Here is a 19,140-nt window from a genome sequence, read left to right as displayed (position 1 = left end):
ATATACTTAATTTAAAGCTTGTTCCAAATCTGCAATAATATCATCAATATGTTCCAAACCTAAAGAACAACGGACCATACCATCAGTAATTCCTGCCGCAGCTTTCACCTCAGGCTCTACCTTCGCATGTGTTGTACTTGCCGGGTGTGTTACAATAGTTCGAGTATCACCTAAATTAGCAGATAAGGAACACATTTTTATGGCATCGAAAAAAGCTTTTCCTCCTTCAACACCTCCTTCAACTTCAAAAGCAACAATATTACCACCCAACTTCATCTGTTTTTTTGCAATATCATATTTTGGGTGCGATTTTAAGAATGGATACTTTACCCATTTCACTTTTGGATGCGACTCCAAATAAGTCGCCAATTTCAAAGCATTTTCACAATGCTTTTCAACACGAATTGCTAAAGTTTCTAAAGACTTTGATAAAACCCATGCATTAAAAGGGCTCATTGCTGGACCTGTAAGTCTTGAAAATAAATAAATCTCACGAATCAATTCTTTTTTTCCAACAGTTACACCTCCTAAAACACGCCCTTGACCGTCCATTAACTTAGTAGCAGAATGAATTACTAAATCGGCACCATGTTTTATGGGATTCTGTAAATACGGAGTTGCAAAGCAATTATCAATTACCAACAACAAATTGTGCTTTTTGCAAATAGCACTCAAATAGTCTAAATCCAATACATCAACCCCAGGATTGGTAGGTGTTTCGGCATAAATAAACTTCGTGTTTGGTTTAATTAAGCTTTCTATATTTTCAACTTCGTTGATATTAAAATAAGAACACTCTATATTCCATTTTGGAAAATACTTTGTAAACAGTCCATGGGTTGCACCAAATACAGAGCTACAAGATACCACATGGTCGCCCGCATCCAACAAGGTTGCAAATGTTGAAAACACAGCAGCCATTCCTGTTGCAAAAGCAAAGCCTGCTTCGGCTCCTTCCATTAAACAAACTTTATCTACAAATTCGTTAGTATTAGGGTTACTGTATCTGCTATATAAATCGCGTTGTTTTTCTTCGGCAAACGATGCGCGCATTTCCTCTGCATCATCAAACACAAAACCTGATGTTAAGTATAGCGGTACTGAATGTTCAGAATACTGAGTCGTTCCACTCTGTGTTCTAATAGCCTCTGTTTCAAATTGTTTTTTATTCTCGCTCATTTATTTTGCTTTAGCAAATACTAAAGACTTCATTTAATTTATATGTTTAGATAGCCTTAATATATCCCCAAATACACCACGTGCCGTGACTTCTGCACCCGCTCCCGCACCCTGAATAACTATTGGTTGCTCTCCATAACTTTCTGTAAATATTTCAAAAATCGCATCAGAACCTTTTACATGTCCTAAAGTACTATCTTCAGGAATAGATACTAATTTCACTTCTAAATTCCCTTTGTCTTGCGATAAATCGCCAGACAAATCACCAACATATCGCAGTACATGACCTTCTTTTTGGTCGTCTTTTAATTTCTGATATTGTTCATCTAACACTTCCAATTGCGACAAGAAATCATCGACAGAAATATCACGATATGCCTCTGGAATTAAATTTAACACTTCAACATCTTCAAATTCATTTTGCAAGTCTAATTCTCTAGCTAGAATCAATAATTTTCTTGCCACATCATTTCCTGAAAAATCCTCACGAGGATCTGGTTCTGTAAATCCCTTATCCACCGTTTCTTGAATAATAGCACTAAAGGGTTTATCTTGAACCGAATAATTATTGAATAAATAACTTAAAGTCCCTGAAAAAACACCTCTAATTCGTGTAATATTTTCACCAGATTCATGCAATAATTTAATGGTGTCAATCAAAGGTAATCCCGCTCCAACCGTAGTTTCATATAAATACTGCTTGTTATTTTCTTCAAGTTGCCCTCGTAATTCTTTGTAAAAATCATGAGACACTGTATTGGCTACTTTGTTAGACGATACTAAATCGAATCCAGCTTCAATCAACGGAATATAATTCTGGTAAAACTCAGAACTTGCCGTATTATCTACCGCTATTAAATTTTCTAGATGATGATTTTCAGCATAAGTAATGATATCATCAATGGAACTATCATAAGAACTCGATTTGATAGCATCTTCCCAATTGGCTTCCGCACCATTTTTATCTAACAATAACTTTTTAGAGTTCGCAATAGCAAACACATTTAAATTAATGCCTTTGCGTTTTTCAATATCATCTTTAGATCTCAAAATCTGATTGATTAATGCGCCACCAACACCACCATGACCAAATATGGCAATATTTATCTTTTTAGAAATTCCAAAAACTTCACCATGAATGACATTCACCGCCTTGTGCAATTGCGATTTCTTAACCACTAAACTCACATTCTTTCCTGTAACCGTATTATTAAATAATAACGGCGTAATTTGATTTTTAATCAACGCATTAAATGGTTTGTGGAACGAACTCAACTCAATACCAACAATTGAAATGACAGCCACATCATCCACCACATCAATTTTATTGACATCTTGCGAATAGAAATCACTTTCAAATTCACGTTCTAAAGCAATAACCGCTTGAGTGGCTTGGTCTGCATCAATAATCAAGCCGATGCCTCTTTCTGAAGACCCTTGAGACACAATACTCACACTAATACCATATTTACTTAACGCTCCAAAAATTCTAGCATCAACACCAATTTTCCCGAGCAAACCGCGTCCTTCTAAATTCAATAACGCCACATTATCTAAAATGGATAATGAAGTTACTTCTTTTGTACTTGGTTTTGCAGTAATTAATGTGCCTTCATCATCTGCATTAAATGTATTTAAAATTCTTAAGTTGATATTTTTCTCAACCAACGGAATAATGGTTTTAGCGTGTAAAACCGATGTTCCAAAGTTCGCTAACTCATTAGCTTCACTAAACGATAGTTCTCGTATTTGTTTTGCATCGGGCACTAAACCAGGATCTGCAGTATAAATACCACTTACGTGTGTATAGTTTTGTAATTCTTCTGCATCTAAAAAATTGGCTAATAAAGAAGCGGTGTAATTACTACCATTCCTACCTAAAGTAGTCGTTTCATTCTTTAAATTTGAAGCGATAAAACCAGTTACCACATTCACCACATCCTTGTGTTTTCCAAAATAAGATTGCGTATTTTCTTTAGATAATTTTGACAAAGGTTGTGCATTCCCAAAAGCTTCATCCGTTTTTATCAACTCGCGAGCATCAGTAGCTTTAGCTTTGATACCGCGTTCGTTTAATATGGTAGAAATAAGCTTTACAGATAACAATTCGCCCTGCGCTAAAATATTATCCTTGGTCTTTTTACTATAATCTCTTAGCAAGCTAACACCTTCAAATAGCTTATCTAAAATTGAAAACTCTTCAGAAAAATCAATGCTTTTTAAGGGCTCTGCTTGATATGCTTTAAAAGCTTTTAAATCTTCTTGATAAGATTCTCCTTTTAGTGCTTTATTCAAAATAGTTTCTAAATCATCAGTAGCCGAACCTCTTGCCGAAACTACAACAGCAATTCTATCACCCGCTTCAACTTTATGTTTAATAATTGAAAGCACTGTTTCTAAGCCTTTTCCGTTGGCTAAAGATTTACCTCCAAATTTTAATACTTTCATTTGCTTTCTTTTAGAATGTGGCACAAAAATGCCTTCTACAATTTTTTCTAATTGGTCATACTCCATTAAAAAGGCATCGTGCCCATGTACCGAATGAATCTCATTATAAGTAACATTAGGATGTGTTAATGCCAATTGTTTGTGCGTTTCTCTATTTTCTTCTGCCGTAAAAAACAAATCGGAATCTACACCTACAATATGAATCTTAGCTTCAATGTTTTCAAGGACATTAAAATTACTGGCTCTACCTTTTGTAACATCAATACTTTTTAACAACTGATTCATCAATTTATAAGCCGATAATTGAAATCTTTCTTGCAATTTTTTACCGTGATGCAACAACCAACTCTCTACATTAAAAATCTCCAAATCATCATTTTTGGAACGTTGAAAACGTTCTTTAAAAGACTCTGGTGTTCTATAACACAACATGGCATGCATACGTGCATCATGCACAGGATGCTTAGAATTCAACAGAAACTGCTCCTGAATTTGACAATTGGCAATCAACCAATCGGTAGATTTCCAATCGGTCGCTACAACCACCAAGTGCTCAGTGAAATTAGGTTTCAACACAGCCATTTCCCATGCAATTCCGCCTCCTAAAGACCCACCGATTGTAGCAAATAATTTACCTGTATTTAAGACTTCAAGGCCTTGTAAAAACAATTTTGCAATATCTCTAGCTACAAAATCTTTGTAATTATCAATTACAAAACCATCAAAACCATTACCAGGAATGTTAAACGCTAAAACGCTGTATAATTTGGTATCAATAACTTTATCGTCACCAACCAAATCCTTCCACCAGCCGTTTTCCCCTGCAACTTCACTATTCCCTGTTAAAGCATGATTTACCAACACAATAGGTGCACTCCCCAAAGCTTTACCAAATACTTGGTAGCTTAACTTTATGTTAGGATTACTTACACCATTTTCTGTGGTATAAGTATTAATGATAATATGTTGTAACGGATGTTTCAATCTTAATTATATTTTAGCAAATGCTTGTTTTAAATCTGCTTTTAAATCTTCTAGGTCTTCAATACCTACAGATAATCTAATTAAATCTGTGGACACACCAGCCGATGCTTGTTCAGCTTCATCTAATTGCTGATGTGTTGTACTTGAAGGGTGAATTATTAATGATTTTGTATCCCCAATATTTGCTAATAAAGAAAATACTTGGGTTTCGTCTGCAATGATTTTTGCAGCATCAAAACCACCTTTATGACCAAAAGTTACAATACCACTTTGACCTTTTGGCAAGTATTTTTTAGCTAAACTGTTGTACTTGCTACTTTCTAAACCCGGATAATTTACCCAAACTACTTCATCTTGAGCTTCTAACCATTTTGCTAATTCCAACGCGTTTTCACTATGCTGTTTTATTCTTACCGGTAATGTTTCCAAACCTTGAATAATATTGAAAGCATTTGTTGGACTCATAGCACCACCAAAATCTCTTAAGCCTTCTAATATTAATTTAAAAGTATAAGATGCCGCACCTAAAGTTTCGTAATATTTTAAACCGTGGTAACCTGCAGATGGTTCCGTAAATTCTGGGAACTTACCATTAGCCCAATTAAAAGTTCCGGCGTCAATTATTGCACCACCTAAAGATGTGCCCTGACCACCAATATATTTGGTTAACGAGTGAATAACAATATTCGCTCCATGCTTAATTGGGTTTAACAATGCTGGAGTAGCTACCGTATTATCAACGATAAAAGGTACTTCGGCAGCTTTAGAATGTTCGGCAATGGCCTCTAAATCTAGAACGTCTAGTTTCGGATTCCCTAAAGATTCTACAAAGAAAGCTCTTGTGTTATCTTGAACCGCAGCTGCAAAATTATTAGGATTTGAAGCATCTACAAATGTTGTTGTAATACCCAACCTTGGCAAAGTTACACTTAGTAAATTATAAGTCCCACCATACAAACTACTTGATGCTACAATATGGTCTCCTGCTTTTAAAAGCGTTAATAAACCTGTTGCAATTGCAGCTGTTCCAGATGCAAAAACTACAGCACCAATACCTCCTTCAACAGAGGCTAAACGCTCTTGTAATATTTGATTTGTTGGGTTGTTTAAACGTGTGTAAATAAAACCTAGTTCTTGCAATGAAAACAGGTTTGCTGCATGATCTGAATCGTTAAACACATATGATGTAGTTTGATAAATTGGTACAGCTCGTGCTCCACCATTTGAAGTTACATCATGACCTGCGTGTAATGCGTTTGTTGCTAATTTTAAATCGCTCATTTTTCTAGTTTTTTTGAATTAATAAATTAAACCAAAAGCCAATATGCTACTTATGTAGCCTACTTAATAGAAAAATGCTATAAAGAGTTAATAAAATTACAAAAAGTAATTTCTTGGGGTTATCTATCCAAACTCTGATAAATGAATCTGAGTTTAAGTAGAATTTAGCACCTTCTTTAATAAGTTTAAAGGGTTGCTAAGGTTTCATTGGGTCTATCCCTCCACCTTTCTTGATAACATTTCAATAAGTGTTTGAACTTTGTGAATGCAAATATTCGTTCAGAAAAAGTTAATATCCAAATTTTTTAACGGAAATTTTACTTTTTATAGTAAAGTCATGAATTATACTTCATTTCATTAAACTTATTCTTAATAATAAGTCCGATGGGTTTATTTTGAATTTTAGATTCTAACCAAGAAATAATATCCAAATATAAAAAGGCTCTACTTTCATATGGATCGTTCTCAAACTCTTTTAATTTACTATGCAGTTTTTTAAATTCATTCTTAACCTCGTTAGGATAAATATCACCTAACCCACGTAAAAATTTAATAAACTCTTTTTGCACCTCATACAAATCCTCCATTTTAATTAAAAACTTGTAAGTACTTCTTATAAGCACATCTAAATTATAATCTAGGCCTGCTTCATAATGAGCCACAAGATTTAAAATTCTTGAAAAACACAACAAATCTTCTCGCATTTGAAGTGATTTATTACTGATAATTTTTTCTAAAAAGGAAATACACTTTTTATTATCGCCAGCACCAAAATACATACTTGCAATCTTGTAATAGAAAACCATAACATGGTGTTCATCAATACGATCTTTGTAATTTTTTAAACGCTCTAAAACATCATCAATTAAGGCTAAACCATCTTCAAAACTACCCTCTATAAAATGTAAGTTAAACTTATTATTAAAAATGTATAAGAATGCTAAACCGTCTATGTTATCATCAACAGGGAACCATTTTTCATGAGTTACTTGCTCAAATCTAGATAAAGCATATTTAAACTTTTCGTACTGCCGTAAATAGAAGAGAGCTTCTAATAAATAGTGATTACCCCTTAAAAAAAATACAGGATTTAGTACAATCATCTCATGATTTTTATAAAACAAATTCACCCATTTACTGGCGTATTTGTAACACGCTAAAAAATCTTGAGTTAAAAAACTATACCACAATTTAGCCTTGTACAACCAAAGTTTCTCTCTAAACCCTAAATCATTAATATCATATTTAGGCAATCTATCATGATAATATTCTGTAATTCGCTTTGTTTCGGCTTTATTTTTCACGTAACCAGTCTTCAAAAACTGCCCATAAAGCTGTAATGACAAATTAGAAAGTTTACTTGCCAAAACATTTTGCTGACTTAACTCCTTAGCTTGAACCGAGAGTTCATCAGCCCTATTATTTAGGCTTCTAGTAATATACTGCGACTCAATAACTTTCTCTAATTCAACAATCTCATAAGCCACGTTTTTTTCTTCATTCGAAATAGCCAGATTTTTAGCCTTATCTAGAATTTTAAGACTTTGCTTGTAAAGCCCTTTATGATATAAAATAGTTGCAAAATCTAGTTGTTCCCGTATTTGAACTCTAATATCCTGATGAGACGGATTTAATCTTAAACTAATCAAAATTTGTTTATAGAGGTGTGCTTTTAAATTAGATAATTGCTGCTTTTTCACAATTCCTTTTTTCAAAATTGTGGCCTCATCATAGGCTGATAGCTTATCCAAAATATTGAATAAGGTTAAAAACTTTGAATCCTCATTTACGCCAAGTCGTCCTACATAGAGTTTAAATTGCCTTTTTTCAGATTTAGACAGTGATTTTATTAAAACAAATAAATTATCTTTTTGCTCTCTTGTCATAGTTACAAAAACAATGTTAAAAAACTCATTTACAGTATTTTAATACTCCACAACATGAGTTAAACATCGTAGAAAATTAATAAGGAATTCCATTTTTACAAAACCAAAATATACATTCGTAGAACAATACGAAAATATATTTTAATAAATGTCTGATAATAGAGTCCAAATTTTTGATACAACACTAAGGGATGGTGAGCAAGTCCCTGGTTGTAAATTGAATACTGAACAGAAATTAATTATTGCGGAGCAGCTTGATAATTTAGGTGTTGACATTATTGAAGCTGGTTTCCCAGTGTCTAGCCCTGGTGATTTTAAATCAGTAGAAGAAATTTCCAAAATTGTAAAACATGCGACAGTTTGTGGTTTAACACGGTCTGTAGAAAATGATATAAAGGTTGCTGGCGAAGCATTAAAATATGCCAAAACAGCAAGAATCCACACAGGAATCGGGACTTCTGAATCTCATATAAAATTTAAATTTAAGTCAACACAAGAAGCCATAATCGAGCGTGCCGTAAAAGCCGTAAGCTATGCTAAAACCTTTGTGAACGATGTTGAATTTTATGCCGAGGATGCCGGAAGAACAGATAACGAATATTTGGCTCGCGTTTGTGAAGCGGTAATAAAAGCAGGTGCAACTGTTTTAAACATTCCAGACACCACAGGTTATTGCCTTCCGCATGAGTACGGAGCAAAAATCAAATACCTAAAAGAGCATGTTACAGGCATTGATAAAGCCATTTTATCATGTCACTGTCATAACGATTTAGGTTTAGCAACTGCCAATTCCATTGAAGGGGTTATTAATGGCGCACGACAAATTGAATGTACTATTAATGGTATTGGTGAACGTGCAGGGAATACTGCTTTAGAAGAAGTTGTTATGATTCTTAAGCAACATCCATATTTAGATTTAGACACTAGAATTCAAACAGAAATGCTTTACGGTATTAGCCAATTAGTTTCGGACAGTATGGGTATTTACACGCAGCCTAACAAAGCCATTGTTGGAGCTAACGCTTTTGCTCATAGTTCTGGAATTCATCAAGATGGGGTGATTAAAAATCGTGAAACTTACGAAATTATTGATCCTAAAGATGTTGGCGTTACAGAATCTGCTATTGTGTTAACAGCAAGAAGTGGTAGAGCAGCATTAGCTTACAGAGCAAAAAATATTGGATATGAATTGACTAAACTTCAATTAGATGAAATCTATACGAATTTTTTAGATTTTGCTGATCAGAAAAAAGAAGTTGATGATAACGATATCCACCAAATCATAGAAAAAAGTAAGGTTTACAAAGAGATAGTTTCCTCTTAATCGAAAATATTTCCATTAAAAGTGCAATTCCTTTTAATTTACAAATATTAATCATTAGAAGGAAAAAAATAGTTTTAAAATGAAATTAAATATTGCTGTTTTACCGGGCGATGGTATAGGACCAGAAGTTACAGCTCAAGCCGTTAAGGTTTTGAAAGCTATAGCTATGGAATTTAACCATATATTTACTTTCACCAAAGGATTGGTTGGTTCTGCAGCTATAGACAGAACAGAAAGTCCATTACCTCAAAACACTATTGATTTATGTAAACAAGCAGATGCGGTTTTATTTGGTGCCATTGGAAACCCTAAATATGATAATGACCCTGACGCCGTAATTCGTCCAGAACAAGGCCTTTTAGGTATTCGCAAAGAATTAGGTTTACATACCAATATACGACCAGTAATTGCCTATGAGGATATTCTTAACAAATCCTCTTTAAAAATCAAACAAATTAAAGACACCAATATTCTTATTTATAGAGAATTAACTGGAGGGATTTATTTTGGAAAACGCTTTTTAAGTGAAGACGGCAATACGGCTTCTGATGTTTGTGAGTATAACCGCTTTGAAATTGAGCGCATTGCGCATCAGGCATTCAAAGCCGCACAATCTAGAAAACATAAATTAACATTGGTAGACAAAGCTAATGTTTTGGAAAGCTCAAAACTTTGGAGACGTGTCGTTCAGGAAATTGCCTCGCAATATTCAGATGTGAAAGTGAATTATATGTACATTGACAATGCAGCCATGGAGCTTATAATCAGTCCTAGGCAGTTTGATGTAATTCTAACAGAAAACATGTTTGGCGACATCCTATCAGAAGAAGCCAGTGTTATTGTAGGATCAATTGGGTTATTGGCATCGGCCTCAACCGGCGATAAGCACGCCATGTTCGAACCCATTCATGGTGCATATACCAAAGCAGCTAATAAAGGCATTGCTAACCCTATTGCTTCTATTTTATCTGCAGCTATGTTATTGGACCATTTTGGTTTAGACGAAGAAGCAAACCGAGTAAGAGAAGGTGTTGATAAATCGCTTAATTTGCATATAACTACACCAGATTTAAATACAAAATACGACAATATAAGTACTACCAAGGTTGGCGATTTCATTGAAGATTTTATTCATAATCCAGATGAAACCAACCTTAACTTTACAAACATACATTTAGGACAATCCACTATTATTTAATTATTTGAGTTAGTCAGCAAACTATTAAACTAAACAGACTGGAAGTCCTTAAAGCGCATTGTAATAAATGCGCTTTTTTTATTTTTTTTTGCGCTACCACAAGGGTCGGGCTTTATGTTACAATCTTTTGCTCGTGCCTCACAAAAGGATTTCCACTGCAATCCCTAGCGCGAAATCCTACTAATAATAAACTTTGTTTAAAATTGGGTATTGTGCTTTATTTCAAACTGTTTAGGAATACCATCTTCAGATTCACCTAAATTCTGGCGCAAATCAATCTCAATTCCTCTAGAAATTGTTGAAATGGGTACATCATTGGCTGTACCTTCAAACGGATTCTCACCAGTTCTCCCAATACGTTCCATAGTATGAAAAATCCAAGCCACGATTACATAAAACGGAATGGCTAACCAAATAAAAAGATCACCTACTAACGGGCTATTTACAGTTACCTCGTTACCAATACTGGCAAATTGCGGTACTAAGGCAAAAGGTAATAAAAGCACAAAAATCCACATAAAAAAGTGATTCAGTGTTGCAAAATGCCTAGGATAAGGAAAGTTTTTAATCCGTTCACTTTTCCCTTGCAGCGTAAATAATTCTTGAATAACACCTTCTAATTCCAAAAAAGAAAATTCCCAAATTACCCCCGTTTCTTTTAAAGTTCTTAAATGATGTGATTGCAAATATAACATAGCTGTTTGTTTATTGCCTTTGCTCATTACATACTCATAATCACTATCAGATATATAAGGTTTTAAATCTGTATCAAGATCAGAGTCTAATTCTGGAGGACGCATATTCCATTCTTGATTTGTTTTATGACTCATGGTGGTCTCCCAAGGTTTAGGGGCCCGCATAGCATGGCGTAAAGCATTCATCCAAGCAATATGCCTATAGGTTAATACTTTTATTTCCTTTTTCAAGTCATCTTTACTCATTGCAGGCTTAGCATATTCATTGTTAACCATGTCTTGCACAAAAACTCCAAACGTCCTAGAGGTGTTCACAATACCTCCCCAAATTTTCCTAGCTTCCCAAATTCGTCCATAAGCCGCATTGTTTTGAAATCCTATTACAAATGCTACAGCGGTACCGATTAAAGCCAAAGGTGTCCATGGAATTTTTAACCAACTCAAATCAAAAAAATAATAAACAGCAACCCAAAATGTGATAATGAAAAAGAAAAGCATGGTTTCGAACCGAGTCCACAAAAACATCTCTTTCGTAGTATATGTTTTCTTAATATGCATATTCCAAATATAATAGTAAATGTTTTAAAAGACAACTTACCCATTTTAAAAAAGCCATAGACTAAACATTAATAAAGTGACAGGTATTTATAACACTTCTCTAATTTTCTTTTAATCGATTAAAAAGAATTGAAGTTTCCACATACTTTCTATGTTCTTTATCCGTTAACTTCTCTAACAGATCAAAGGAAGCAATATAACTTACTAAACTCCCATTTGAAGAAATAAATTTCCCATCAATAATAACAGAAACCTTACTATCATCTGCTACTAGTAAATTCGGATATTCAGATTTTAAAGACTCCCCTCCAGTCACATAAGTAACAATTTCCTTATTATCAGCAATCCCAGTTTCACCAATTAAATAAGCTCCAGCGCAATGACTTGCAATATAGTCTGTAGTTTTATTTTGTTTTTTCACAAATTCAACTAGTTTCTTGTCTGTAGTCTGATCAGAAGGCGTGTACGAACTTGGAACTACTAAAACCTTCAAATTAGGAACATTATTAATATTATAGTCTGGAGTTATTTTTAACCCATGGGCACTAGTATATGTTTTATTTTCCTTAGCAATTGTTATAACATTAAAAAGGGCTTTGTCTCTATAATCTTTATTCGAAAAAACATCTAATGGAGCAACTACTTCGTTTATTATTACACCCTCAAATATTAAAATCCCTATTGTTGGTAATTCTTCATTTATTTTCTTATCTATACTATGCATCTGTTCTGGTTTTTTAACTATAGTCTTATTTTTTATTTGTTTTGAGCAGTTAAAAACAGTAACCCCAATAACAAAAACAAAAAGTACTTTCTTCATCTTGGTTGTTTTGAAGCAAAAATACAAGTTGGACAGAAGATAAATCTTAATCTTAATTAAGAAATAAAATTATTTTTTAGATTTTATCTTACTAATAAATTCTGGAGACATCCCAAGATATGATGCTATCATATATTGAGGAACTCGTTGCGTAAATTCTGGATTTGCAGAAATGAAGGTTTCAAAAAGCTGTTCTCCAGATAAACTATAGATGTATTCAATTCTTTTCTGAATGGCCACATAAGTCTTTTCCATTATTTTTCGAAACAATCGTTCCGCATTAAGAACTTCTTCGCATAATGCATCAAAAGACTCCTCAGGTAGCTCATATAAACTTGTCTTTTCTATAGCTTGTATGTAAAGTTTTGAAGGAGTTTTATTAATTAAACTTTCATAATCAGTAATCCACCAATTATCAATTGCGAAATGAATAATTTGCTCATTTCCTTTATTATTAATATAATACAAACGTACGCATCCACTATTTACAAAATACCTTGATTTACAAACTTGCCCTTCATTAAGTAAAAAAGCTTTTCTACTTAATTCTTTGGGTTTCAAATACGAATTAAAAATATCAATCTCCTCATTTGAAATATCCACAAACCTCTTGATGTATGCAATTAAATCCGGATTCATATAAATAAAATTTTCACCGAAGCTTAGCTTCATTAGAATGCTCAAAAGGATTAAAAACAAAATCAACTCTTTATCCGATCGTACATATCGAAAAGCACCTGATTGTTTATAGTTATAAAACCAGTAACACTATCTAAATCTACAATAATAATTATAACCGCAGAAAAAGCCATAGAAAGCGCCAATACCATTGCCCAGTTAGAAGCCCCAGCTTTACCTAACAAATACCCCACTTCAAACATAGCTATAATAACAAGTAAAAAAAGAGCCGCCCAAATTAACGTGGGAATCTTATCAATTAAGCCCTTAGAAATTCGCTTGGTTTGAAAATCAAACATATCATTGACTGCGCTTATTAAAAGACCATTAACAACAGAGTTACTATCTTCTGTTTTCGTTAATTCCGTAATTAAAGACCATATATTGCTTTGAATAGCCTGAGACTTATTGATAATTTCTTTCACATCTTCAGGATGTGACACTAAGTATACCCTTATTCTGGTGTACTCTTCAAGTTCTTTCTGTATCTTTTCTCTAAACGGGTTGGCCACCAAACCCGCTCTCAACCACGTTGTTTCAATGGAATTAACCTCTTCTAATAAAAAATTCTTCCTCGCATCAAAACGAGAGGAACTCAAACTAAACGTAAATGCCAATATAAACGCAAGCAAACCTAATGTCGCGCCAACAAGAGTGTTTATTGCAGAATCATCCCCAATTCCATAATTTTTCTTTCTCCATTTCGCAAAAGACATACCACTTCGTATGGCTAAAACAATAAGTAAAACTACTAAAATGTAATTGAACCAGAGTGGTAGAAAATTCAAGATGAAACAACTTATCATGGTATGATTTTTTTGATTACAGTAAGAATACTACTGTTTATTCCAAATATAAATGATTTCGATAAATATCAGGCTAACTCAGATAAAGCTTTCAGTTATGCGGTACTCTGTAGCCAATTTTATAAACGATTAGTCCCTATCTCAGCGAAGCTACTCTTCCTACACCCATACTCCAGATAAAACTGTTTCTTAATGACTTAAGTTAGTGGTTTTATAAGCAAAAAAATTAAATCCTACAGGAATTGGTTCAACCCCATGAAAATTGAAATTAAAAAAGGGATTAATTAAAATACTTGATGAAGTTTTAGCCTTGACAAATTAAAAAACTACTAAACTTCAAGGTTGTTGTTGTTTTATTTCTGCGCAAACCCCAAAAGCATCTCAGACAGTTCTTTTGGAGCAGACCATTGCGCATTATGGTCGGCTGTCAATAGTAATACAGGCCAATTTTTATCTTTCGCCCTTTTTGCTTGTGATGCAAAACCATCTTTCTTCGGGTCTTTATCTTTTTCAACCGTTAAAATAAAAGTAGTTGACAGTTTTAATCGGTCAGGGTTTTTCAAAACAATTTTGTCTGTCCATGTTTTTAATGAATGTGGAACATCCATTGGTGGATTTGCATCTTCCCCTACCCATTGCGGAATTAAAAACCCTTCATCAACTTTAAGACCTTCTAAGGAACCACTAGTGAAAATAGACAATCCATTTTCACCATTTTCAGGTACTGCAGCATCCAAATATACTAACTGACTAATACGTTCAGGTATTTTATCAGCTACACCCGTAACTACCATTCCTCCATAACTATGCCCTACTAAAATAATATTATGCAAATCTTCAAAAAGAATAGTATTGACAATATCCATAATATGGGTATCCAATCCAACGGTATTAGACGCTAAATGGACACGTTCCCCTTGTCCTGTTAGTGTGGGACGATATACAGTGGCTTTTTTGCTAGTCATTAAAGAATCTACTTCTTTGAAGGCCCATCCTCCACCCCAAGTACCATGTACAATTACAAACACAGGTTTAGTTTCACTTTTTTGCGCATACAATTCCTGAAAAAATGCTGAACAAACAGTTAAAGTAAATGCAAAAAAAAGTATTCTAATCGGTCTCATAATCACTAAAGTTACTTGTTATAAAATCAAAAAGCAAGAACTACTCAGGAAACTTAGCACGAATCTTGTCCAAGCTTAAATTATGAATACTCCCAACATGCGTATGGTGTTTAGACGTATCTGGAACATAAGTGCCATCTTGAACTTGTCCTCCAATTTTTTGGTAGGCTTCTCTAAATGATTGCCCTTCTACAACTAGTGTATTGATATTATCCACAGTAAATAAGTACTTGTATTTATTGTCATGAATATCAACGTCTTTTACTATAATTTGTTGAATTGAGAAATTAAAAATGTCCAAGATGTCTTTTAACTCTTCAAAAGCCGCAATCATATTTTCTTTTAACAACTGAAAATCTCTATGGTAACCGCTTGGTAAATTGTTAGTAATTAAGACCATCTCGTTTTGTAACGCTTGAATCTTATTGCATTTCCCACGAATCAATTCAAAAACATCTGGATTCTTTTTATGAGGCATAATGCTACTTCCTGTAGTTAGTTCATCTGGAAAAGAAACAAATCCAAAGTTCTGACTCATATATAAGCAAGTATCCATTGCAAACCGTGCTAAAGTGTTTGCTAACCCACCCAGAGCAGCAGCAATAGTACGCTCGTTTTTACCACGCCCCATTTGTGCAGCAACTACATTATATTTTAATGTTGCAAATTCCATTTCTTTCGTGGTTAATTCGCGGTCAATTGGGAAAGAGCTTCCGTAACCAGCAGCAGAACCTAACGGATTTTGATCTACAGTTTTTATAGCTGCATCAAGAAGAAATACATCGTCAATCATTAATTCTGCATAGGCTGAAAACCACAAACCAAAAGACGATGGCATTGCAACTTGTAAATGCGTATATCCCGGTAAAACTTTATCTTTATGTGTGTCTGCTAAATCTAAAAGTGTATTAAAAAGCGTTCTTGTTTTCTCCTTTACAAGACCTAAATTTTCTTTATAATATAATTGACAAGCCACTAAAACTTGATCGTTTCTTGAACGAGCCGTATGGATTTTTTTTCCGACCTCTCCCAAACTTTTAGTAAGTTCAAATTCAATTTTAGAGTGCACATCTTCAAACTGGGCATCAATTACAAAAGTCCCTTCATCAATTTGAGTCTCTAAAATCTTTAAACCACTTAAAAGATCCACGAGCTCTTCAACCGTTATAATGCCAATTTTTTGAAGCATTTTGGCATGTGATCTTGAAGCTATCACATCATACTTTGCAATATGAATATCTATTTCTCTGTCGTTTCCAACGGTAAATTGTTCTATTTTCTTATCTATTGATATGCCTTTGTCCCAGAGTTTCATTTTTTACTAATGTTTATTTGTTTAGATGTTAATTCGCTTAAACGACTAACAAATCCACTGTTAAACTGTTTATACAATCACCCGATTCAACAGTTCCATATATATTTTTATACCTTCTTCTATTTCGTTCACATATATAAATTCATTTGCTGAATGTGAACGTGTACTATCACCAGGTCCTAATTTTAAACTCGGACAAGTTAATACCGCTTGATCTGATAATGTTGGTGAGCCGTAACTTGTCCTTCCCATAGCAAGACCAGCTTGTACCAAATCATGCTCCATTGGTATTGATGACGAATTTAGTCTTAAACTTCTTGGTGTAATACTTGCTACTGGTGCCTCACTTTGTAAAATATCTGCAATTTCTTTATTAGAATACGCATCATTTACGCGAACATCAATCACTAAATCTACATGACCTGGCACAACATTATGCTGTGACCCGCCATTAATTTGAGTAACCGTTAACTTTACATCACCTAAAGCTTCAGAACTTTTTTCGAACTTACAACTTTCAAACCATTGTAATGCTTCTATCGTATTATAAATAGAATTATTATCGTTAGGGTGTGCCGCATGACTTGGCGTGCCTTCTATAACGGCATCAAAAACCACTAAGCCCTTTTCGGCTACTGCCAAATTCATCAAAGTTGGCTCTCCAACTATAGCCACATCAACTTTTGGAATAATAGACAACATGCTATTTAGACCATTTGGCCCACTGCTTTCTTCTTCCGCGGAAGCAACAATAACTAAATTATATTTTAAATTTTCATAATTGTAATAATGCGTAAATGTTGCTATTAAAGACACCAAACAACCTCCTGCATCATTACTTCCCAAACCATACAGTTTCCCATCATCAACATCTGCCTTAAATGGATCTCTGGTATAAGCAGAATTAGGTTTTACCGTATCGTGGTGTGAATTTAAGAGTAATGTAGGCTTACCAGCTTCAAAATGTTTATTGACCGCCCAAATATTATTATTCGTTCTCTTAAAGTCAACATCATTTTTCTTAAACCAATCTTCAATATGCATAGCCGTGGCATCTTCTTCCGAAGAAAACGATTGTGTTTCGATGAGCTTTTTAAGTAAAGCTATAGCATCATTTGTTAATTGCTCTATCATAAATACAAGGTAGTAAACTTTTGATCTTTATTGCTAATTACTGAAGGATTACCTATAAATACTCTCGATACACCTTCTTCCAAAGCGTAATAACAATTTTCAAGTTTTGGAAGCATCCCGTCATGAAAAACACCATCATTTTTAAGCTCTTGGTAAGTCCCAGAATCCATAAAATCAATCACTGAATCATCATCATCAACTGACATGAGCACTCCATTTTTCTCAAAACAATAGAACAGTTCTACATGATACAGTTTTGAAAGCCCTATGGCCAATTCTGAAGCAATGGTATCTGCATTGGTATTAAACAATTGCCCTTTTTTATCATGTGTTATGGCGCAAAAAACTGGTGTAAAATCTGCAGAAACAAGTTTATTAATAGCATTATGATTCACCTTTTCTACGTCACCTACAAACCCAAAATCGATATCTTTTACGGGACGCTTATCAGATTTAATTGAATTAATATCAGCCCCTGTTAATCCAATAGCATCAATACCTAAACCTTGAAGTTTAGCTACAATATTCTTGTTAACTAAACCACCGTAAACCATTGTAATAACCTCTAAGGTATCAGCATCTGTAATACGTCTGCCATCTATCATGTTAGATTCAATCCCTAACTTAGAGGCAATATGAGTGGCACGTTTACCACCTCCATGAACTAAAATTTTTCTACCCTCAAGATTAGAAAAATGCTCTAAAAATGTTTCTAAGGCTTGCTTATTTTCAATAACGTTGCCCCCAATTTTTACGATTGATAGTTTTTCTTTAGCCATTTTCTAATATCTTTTTAAGCACCAACTGCGCTGCAAAAGTTCTATTGTTTGCTTGCTCAATAACTAATGAGCTATCAGTATCTAAAACAGCATCTTCAACAACTACATTACGTCTAACAGGTAAACAATGCATAAACTTAGCGTCACCTAATTTATCTTTAGTTATCATCCAGTTAGAATCGGTGTTAGTCACCTTTCCATAATCCTCATAAGAACTCCAATTTTTAGTGTAAACAAAATCAGCGTCTTTAAAAGCTTCATCTTGATTATGATAAATTGGCGTATCTCCAGTAATCTCTGGATTTAAATCATAGCCTTCTGGGTTAGCAATTACAAACTCTACATCCATTTTTTGCATAGCTTGTGTAAAACTGTTGGCTACAGCATGCGGTAAAGCTTTAATATGTGGCGCCCAACTTAGCACCACCTTAGGTTTTTTCACTTTTGAGTTTTCTGATATAGTAAGTGCATCGGTTAACCCCTGTAATGGGTGTCCTGTTGCGCTTTCCATATTTACTATGGGCACAGAAGCATATTTTTTAAAAGCATTTAATACCTGTTCGCTATTATCTTTTTCCTTATCTGTTAGCGTTGGAAACGCTCTAACAGCAATAATATCACAGTACTGAGATACTACAGCAGAAGCTTCTTTAATATGTTCTGCAGTGTTTCCATTCATTACCGTACCATCTCCAAACTCAATACCCCAAGCATCACCAGAAACATTCATCACAATAGGACTCATTCCTAAATTTAAAGCTGCTTTTTGTGTGCTTAATCGTGTACGTAAACTCGAATTAAAAAATAATAAACCTATCGTTTTATTTTTTCCTAATTCAATATGCTTTAAAGGGTCGCTTTTTAAAGCTTTCGCATCTTCAACCCAAGCATTGATATCATCAATATCATTTATGGACGTGTAATGTTTCAT

General features: G+C 34.0%; 15 protein-coding genes and 1 riboswitch. Of the genes, 2 read left to right on the top strand and 13 right to left on the bottom strand.

Annotation, left to right across the window (positions count from 1 at the left end; all coding sequences use genetic code 11):
* Positions 1-6: 6 nt before the first annotated feature.
* The 4 genes from Q0857_RS05455 to Q0857_RS05440 all read right to left on the bottom strand — a co-directional run bounded on the left by Q0857_RS05455 (position 7) and on the right by Q0857_RS05440 (position 7,778).
* Positions 7-1,179 (bottom strand): aminotransferase class I/II-fold pyridoxal phosphate-dependent enzyme, encoded by a 1,173-nt coding sequence (locus tag Q0857_RS05455; protein ID WP_298532907.1) that lies wholly within the window; start codon positions 1,177-1,179, stop codon positions 7-9.
* A 33-nt stretch (positions 1,180-1,212) separates the two neighbouring features.
* Entirely contained in the window at positions 1,213-4,611 is a 3,399-nt protein-coding gene (gene thrA, locus Q0857_RS05450) for a bifunctional aspartate kinase/homoserine dehydrogenase I (RefSeq protein ID WP_298532905.1), read from the bottom strand.
* A 6-nt stretch (positions 4,612-4,617) separates the two neighbouring features.
* A complete protein-coding gene (locus Q0857_RS05445) occupies positions 4,618-5,892 on the bottom strand; it encodes an O-acetylhomoserine aminocarboxypropyltransferase/cysteine synthase family protein (RefSeq protein ID WP_298532903.1) in 1,275 nt (424 codons plus the stop codon).
* 116 nt (positions 5,893-6,008) lie between these two features.
* Positions 6,009-6,132, bottom strand: a riboswitch (SAM riboswitch).
* A gap of 95 nt (positions 6,133-6,227) precedes the next feature.
* The gene (locus tag Q0857_RS05440) at positions 6,228-7,778 is read right to left on the bottom strand and encodes a hypothetical protein (protein ID WP_298532901.1); all 1,551 of its coding nucleotides are present in this window, start codon (positions 7,776-7,778) and stop codon (positions 6,228-6,230) included.
* Between the two features lie 148 nt (positions 7,779-7,926).
* Here Q0857_RS05440 and Q0857_RS05435 point away from each other — a divergent pair, with 148 nt between their 5' ends.
* Both Q0857_RS05435 and leuB read left to right on the top strand, forming a co-directional pair.
* Positions 7,927-9,102, top strand: coding sequence for a 2-isopropylmalate synthase (locus Q0857_RS05435; protein ID WP_298532899.1), 1,176 nt, complete (start codon positions 7,927-7,929; stop codon positions 9,100-9,102).
* 79 nt (positions 9,103-9,181) lie between these two features.
* On the top strand, positions 9,182-10,300 hold the full coding sequence (leuB, locus tag Q0857_RS05430) for a 3-isopropylmalate dehydrogenase (RefSeq protein WP_298532898.1): 1,119 nt from the start codon (positions 9,182-9,184) through the stop codon (positions 10,298-10,300).
* 197 nt (positions 10,301-10,497) lie between these two features.
* On the opposite strand, the gene Q0857_RS05425 is transcribed toward leuB, so the two are convergent.
* From Q0857_RS05425 to Q0857_RS05385, 9 genes are all read right to left on the bottom strand, one after another.
* Positions 10,498-11,493, bottom strand: coding sequence for a bestrophin family protein (locus Q0857_RS05425; protein WP_298532896.1), 996 nt, complete (start codon positions 11,491-11,493; stop codon positions 10,498-10,500).
* Between the two features lie 160 nt (positions 11,494-11,653).
* Positions 11,654-12,373 carry a DJ-1/PfpI family protein gene (locus Q0857_RS05420; protein ID WP_298532894.1) on the bottom strand — a complete coding sequence of 240 codons (720 nt, stop codon included), beginning with the start codon at positions 12,371-12,373 and terminating at the stop codon, positions 11,654-11,656.
* Positions 12,374-12,442: 69 nt separating this feature from the next.
* Complete coding sequence (locus Q0857_RS05415; protein ID WP_298532892.1) at positions 12,443-13,012, bottom strand: Crp/Fnr family transcriptional regulator; 570 nt, start codon at positions 13,010-13,012, stop codon at positions 12,443-12,445.
* 62 nt (positions 13,013-13,074) lie between these two features.
* Positions 13,075-13,857, bottom strand: coding sequence for a hypothetical protein (locus Q0857_RS05410; RefSeq protein WP_298532891.1), 783 nt, complete (start codon positions 13,855-13,857; stop codon positions 13,075-13,077).
* Positions 13,858-14,210: 353 nt separating this feature from the next.
* Positions 14,211-14,981 (bottom strand): alpha/beta fold hydrolase, encoded by a 771-nt coding sequence (locus Q0857_RS05405; protein WP_298532890.1) that lies wholly within the window; start codon positions 14,979-14,981, stop codon positions 14,211-14,213.
* Positions 14,982-15,021: 40 nt separating this feature from the next.
* Complete coding sequence (gene argH, locus Q0857_RS05400) at positions 15,022-16,296, bottom strand: argininosuccinate lyase (protein ID WP_298532888.1); 1,275 nt, start codon at positions 16,294-16,296, stop codon at positions 15,022-15,024.
* A gap of 69 nt (positions 16,297-16,365) precedes the next feature.
* Positions 16,366-17,430 carry a M20 family metallo-hydrolase gene (locus Q0857_RS05395; protein ID WP_298532887.1) on the bottom strand — a complete coding sequence of 355 codons (1,065 nt, stop codon included), beginning with the start codon at positions 17,428-17,430 and terminating at the stop codon, positions 16,366-16,368.
* The gene (gene argB, locus Q0857_RS05390; RefSeq protein ID WP_298532886.1) at positions 17,427-18,209 is read right to left on the bottom strand and encodes an acetylglutamate kinase; all 783 of its coding nucleotides are present in this window, start codon (positions 18,207-18,209) and stop codon (positions 17,427-17,429) included. The genes Q0857_RS05395 and argB overlap by 4 nt, the downstream gene beginning before the upstream one ends.
* The gene (locus Q0857_RS05385) at positions 18,202-19,140 is read right to left on the bottom strand and encodes an N-acetylornithine carbamoyltransferase (protein ID WP_298532884.1); all 939 of its coding nucleotides are present in this window, start codon (positions 19,138-19,140) and stop codon (positions 18,202-18,204) included. Before Q0857_RS05385 ends, argB begins: the two co-directional genes overlap by 8 nt.

The sequence above is a fragment of the uncultured Algibacter sp. genome (genome assembly GCF_947495925.1).
Lineage (GTDB): Bacteria > Bacteroidota > Bacteroidia > Flavobacteriales > Flavobacteriaceae > Algibacter_E.
This window is presented reverse-complemented; position numbering and strand designations above follow the sequence as displayed.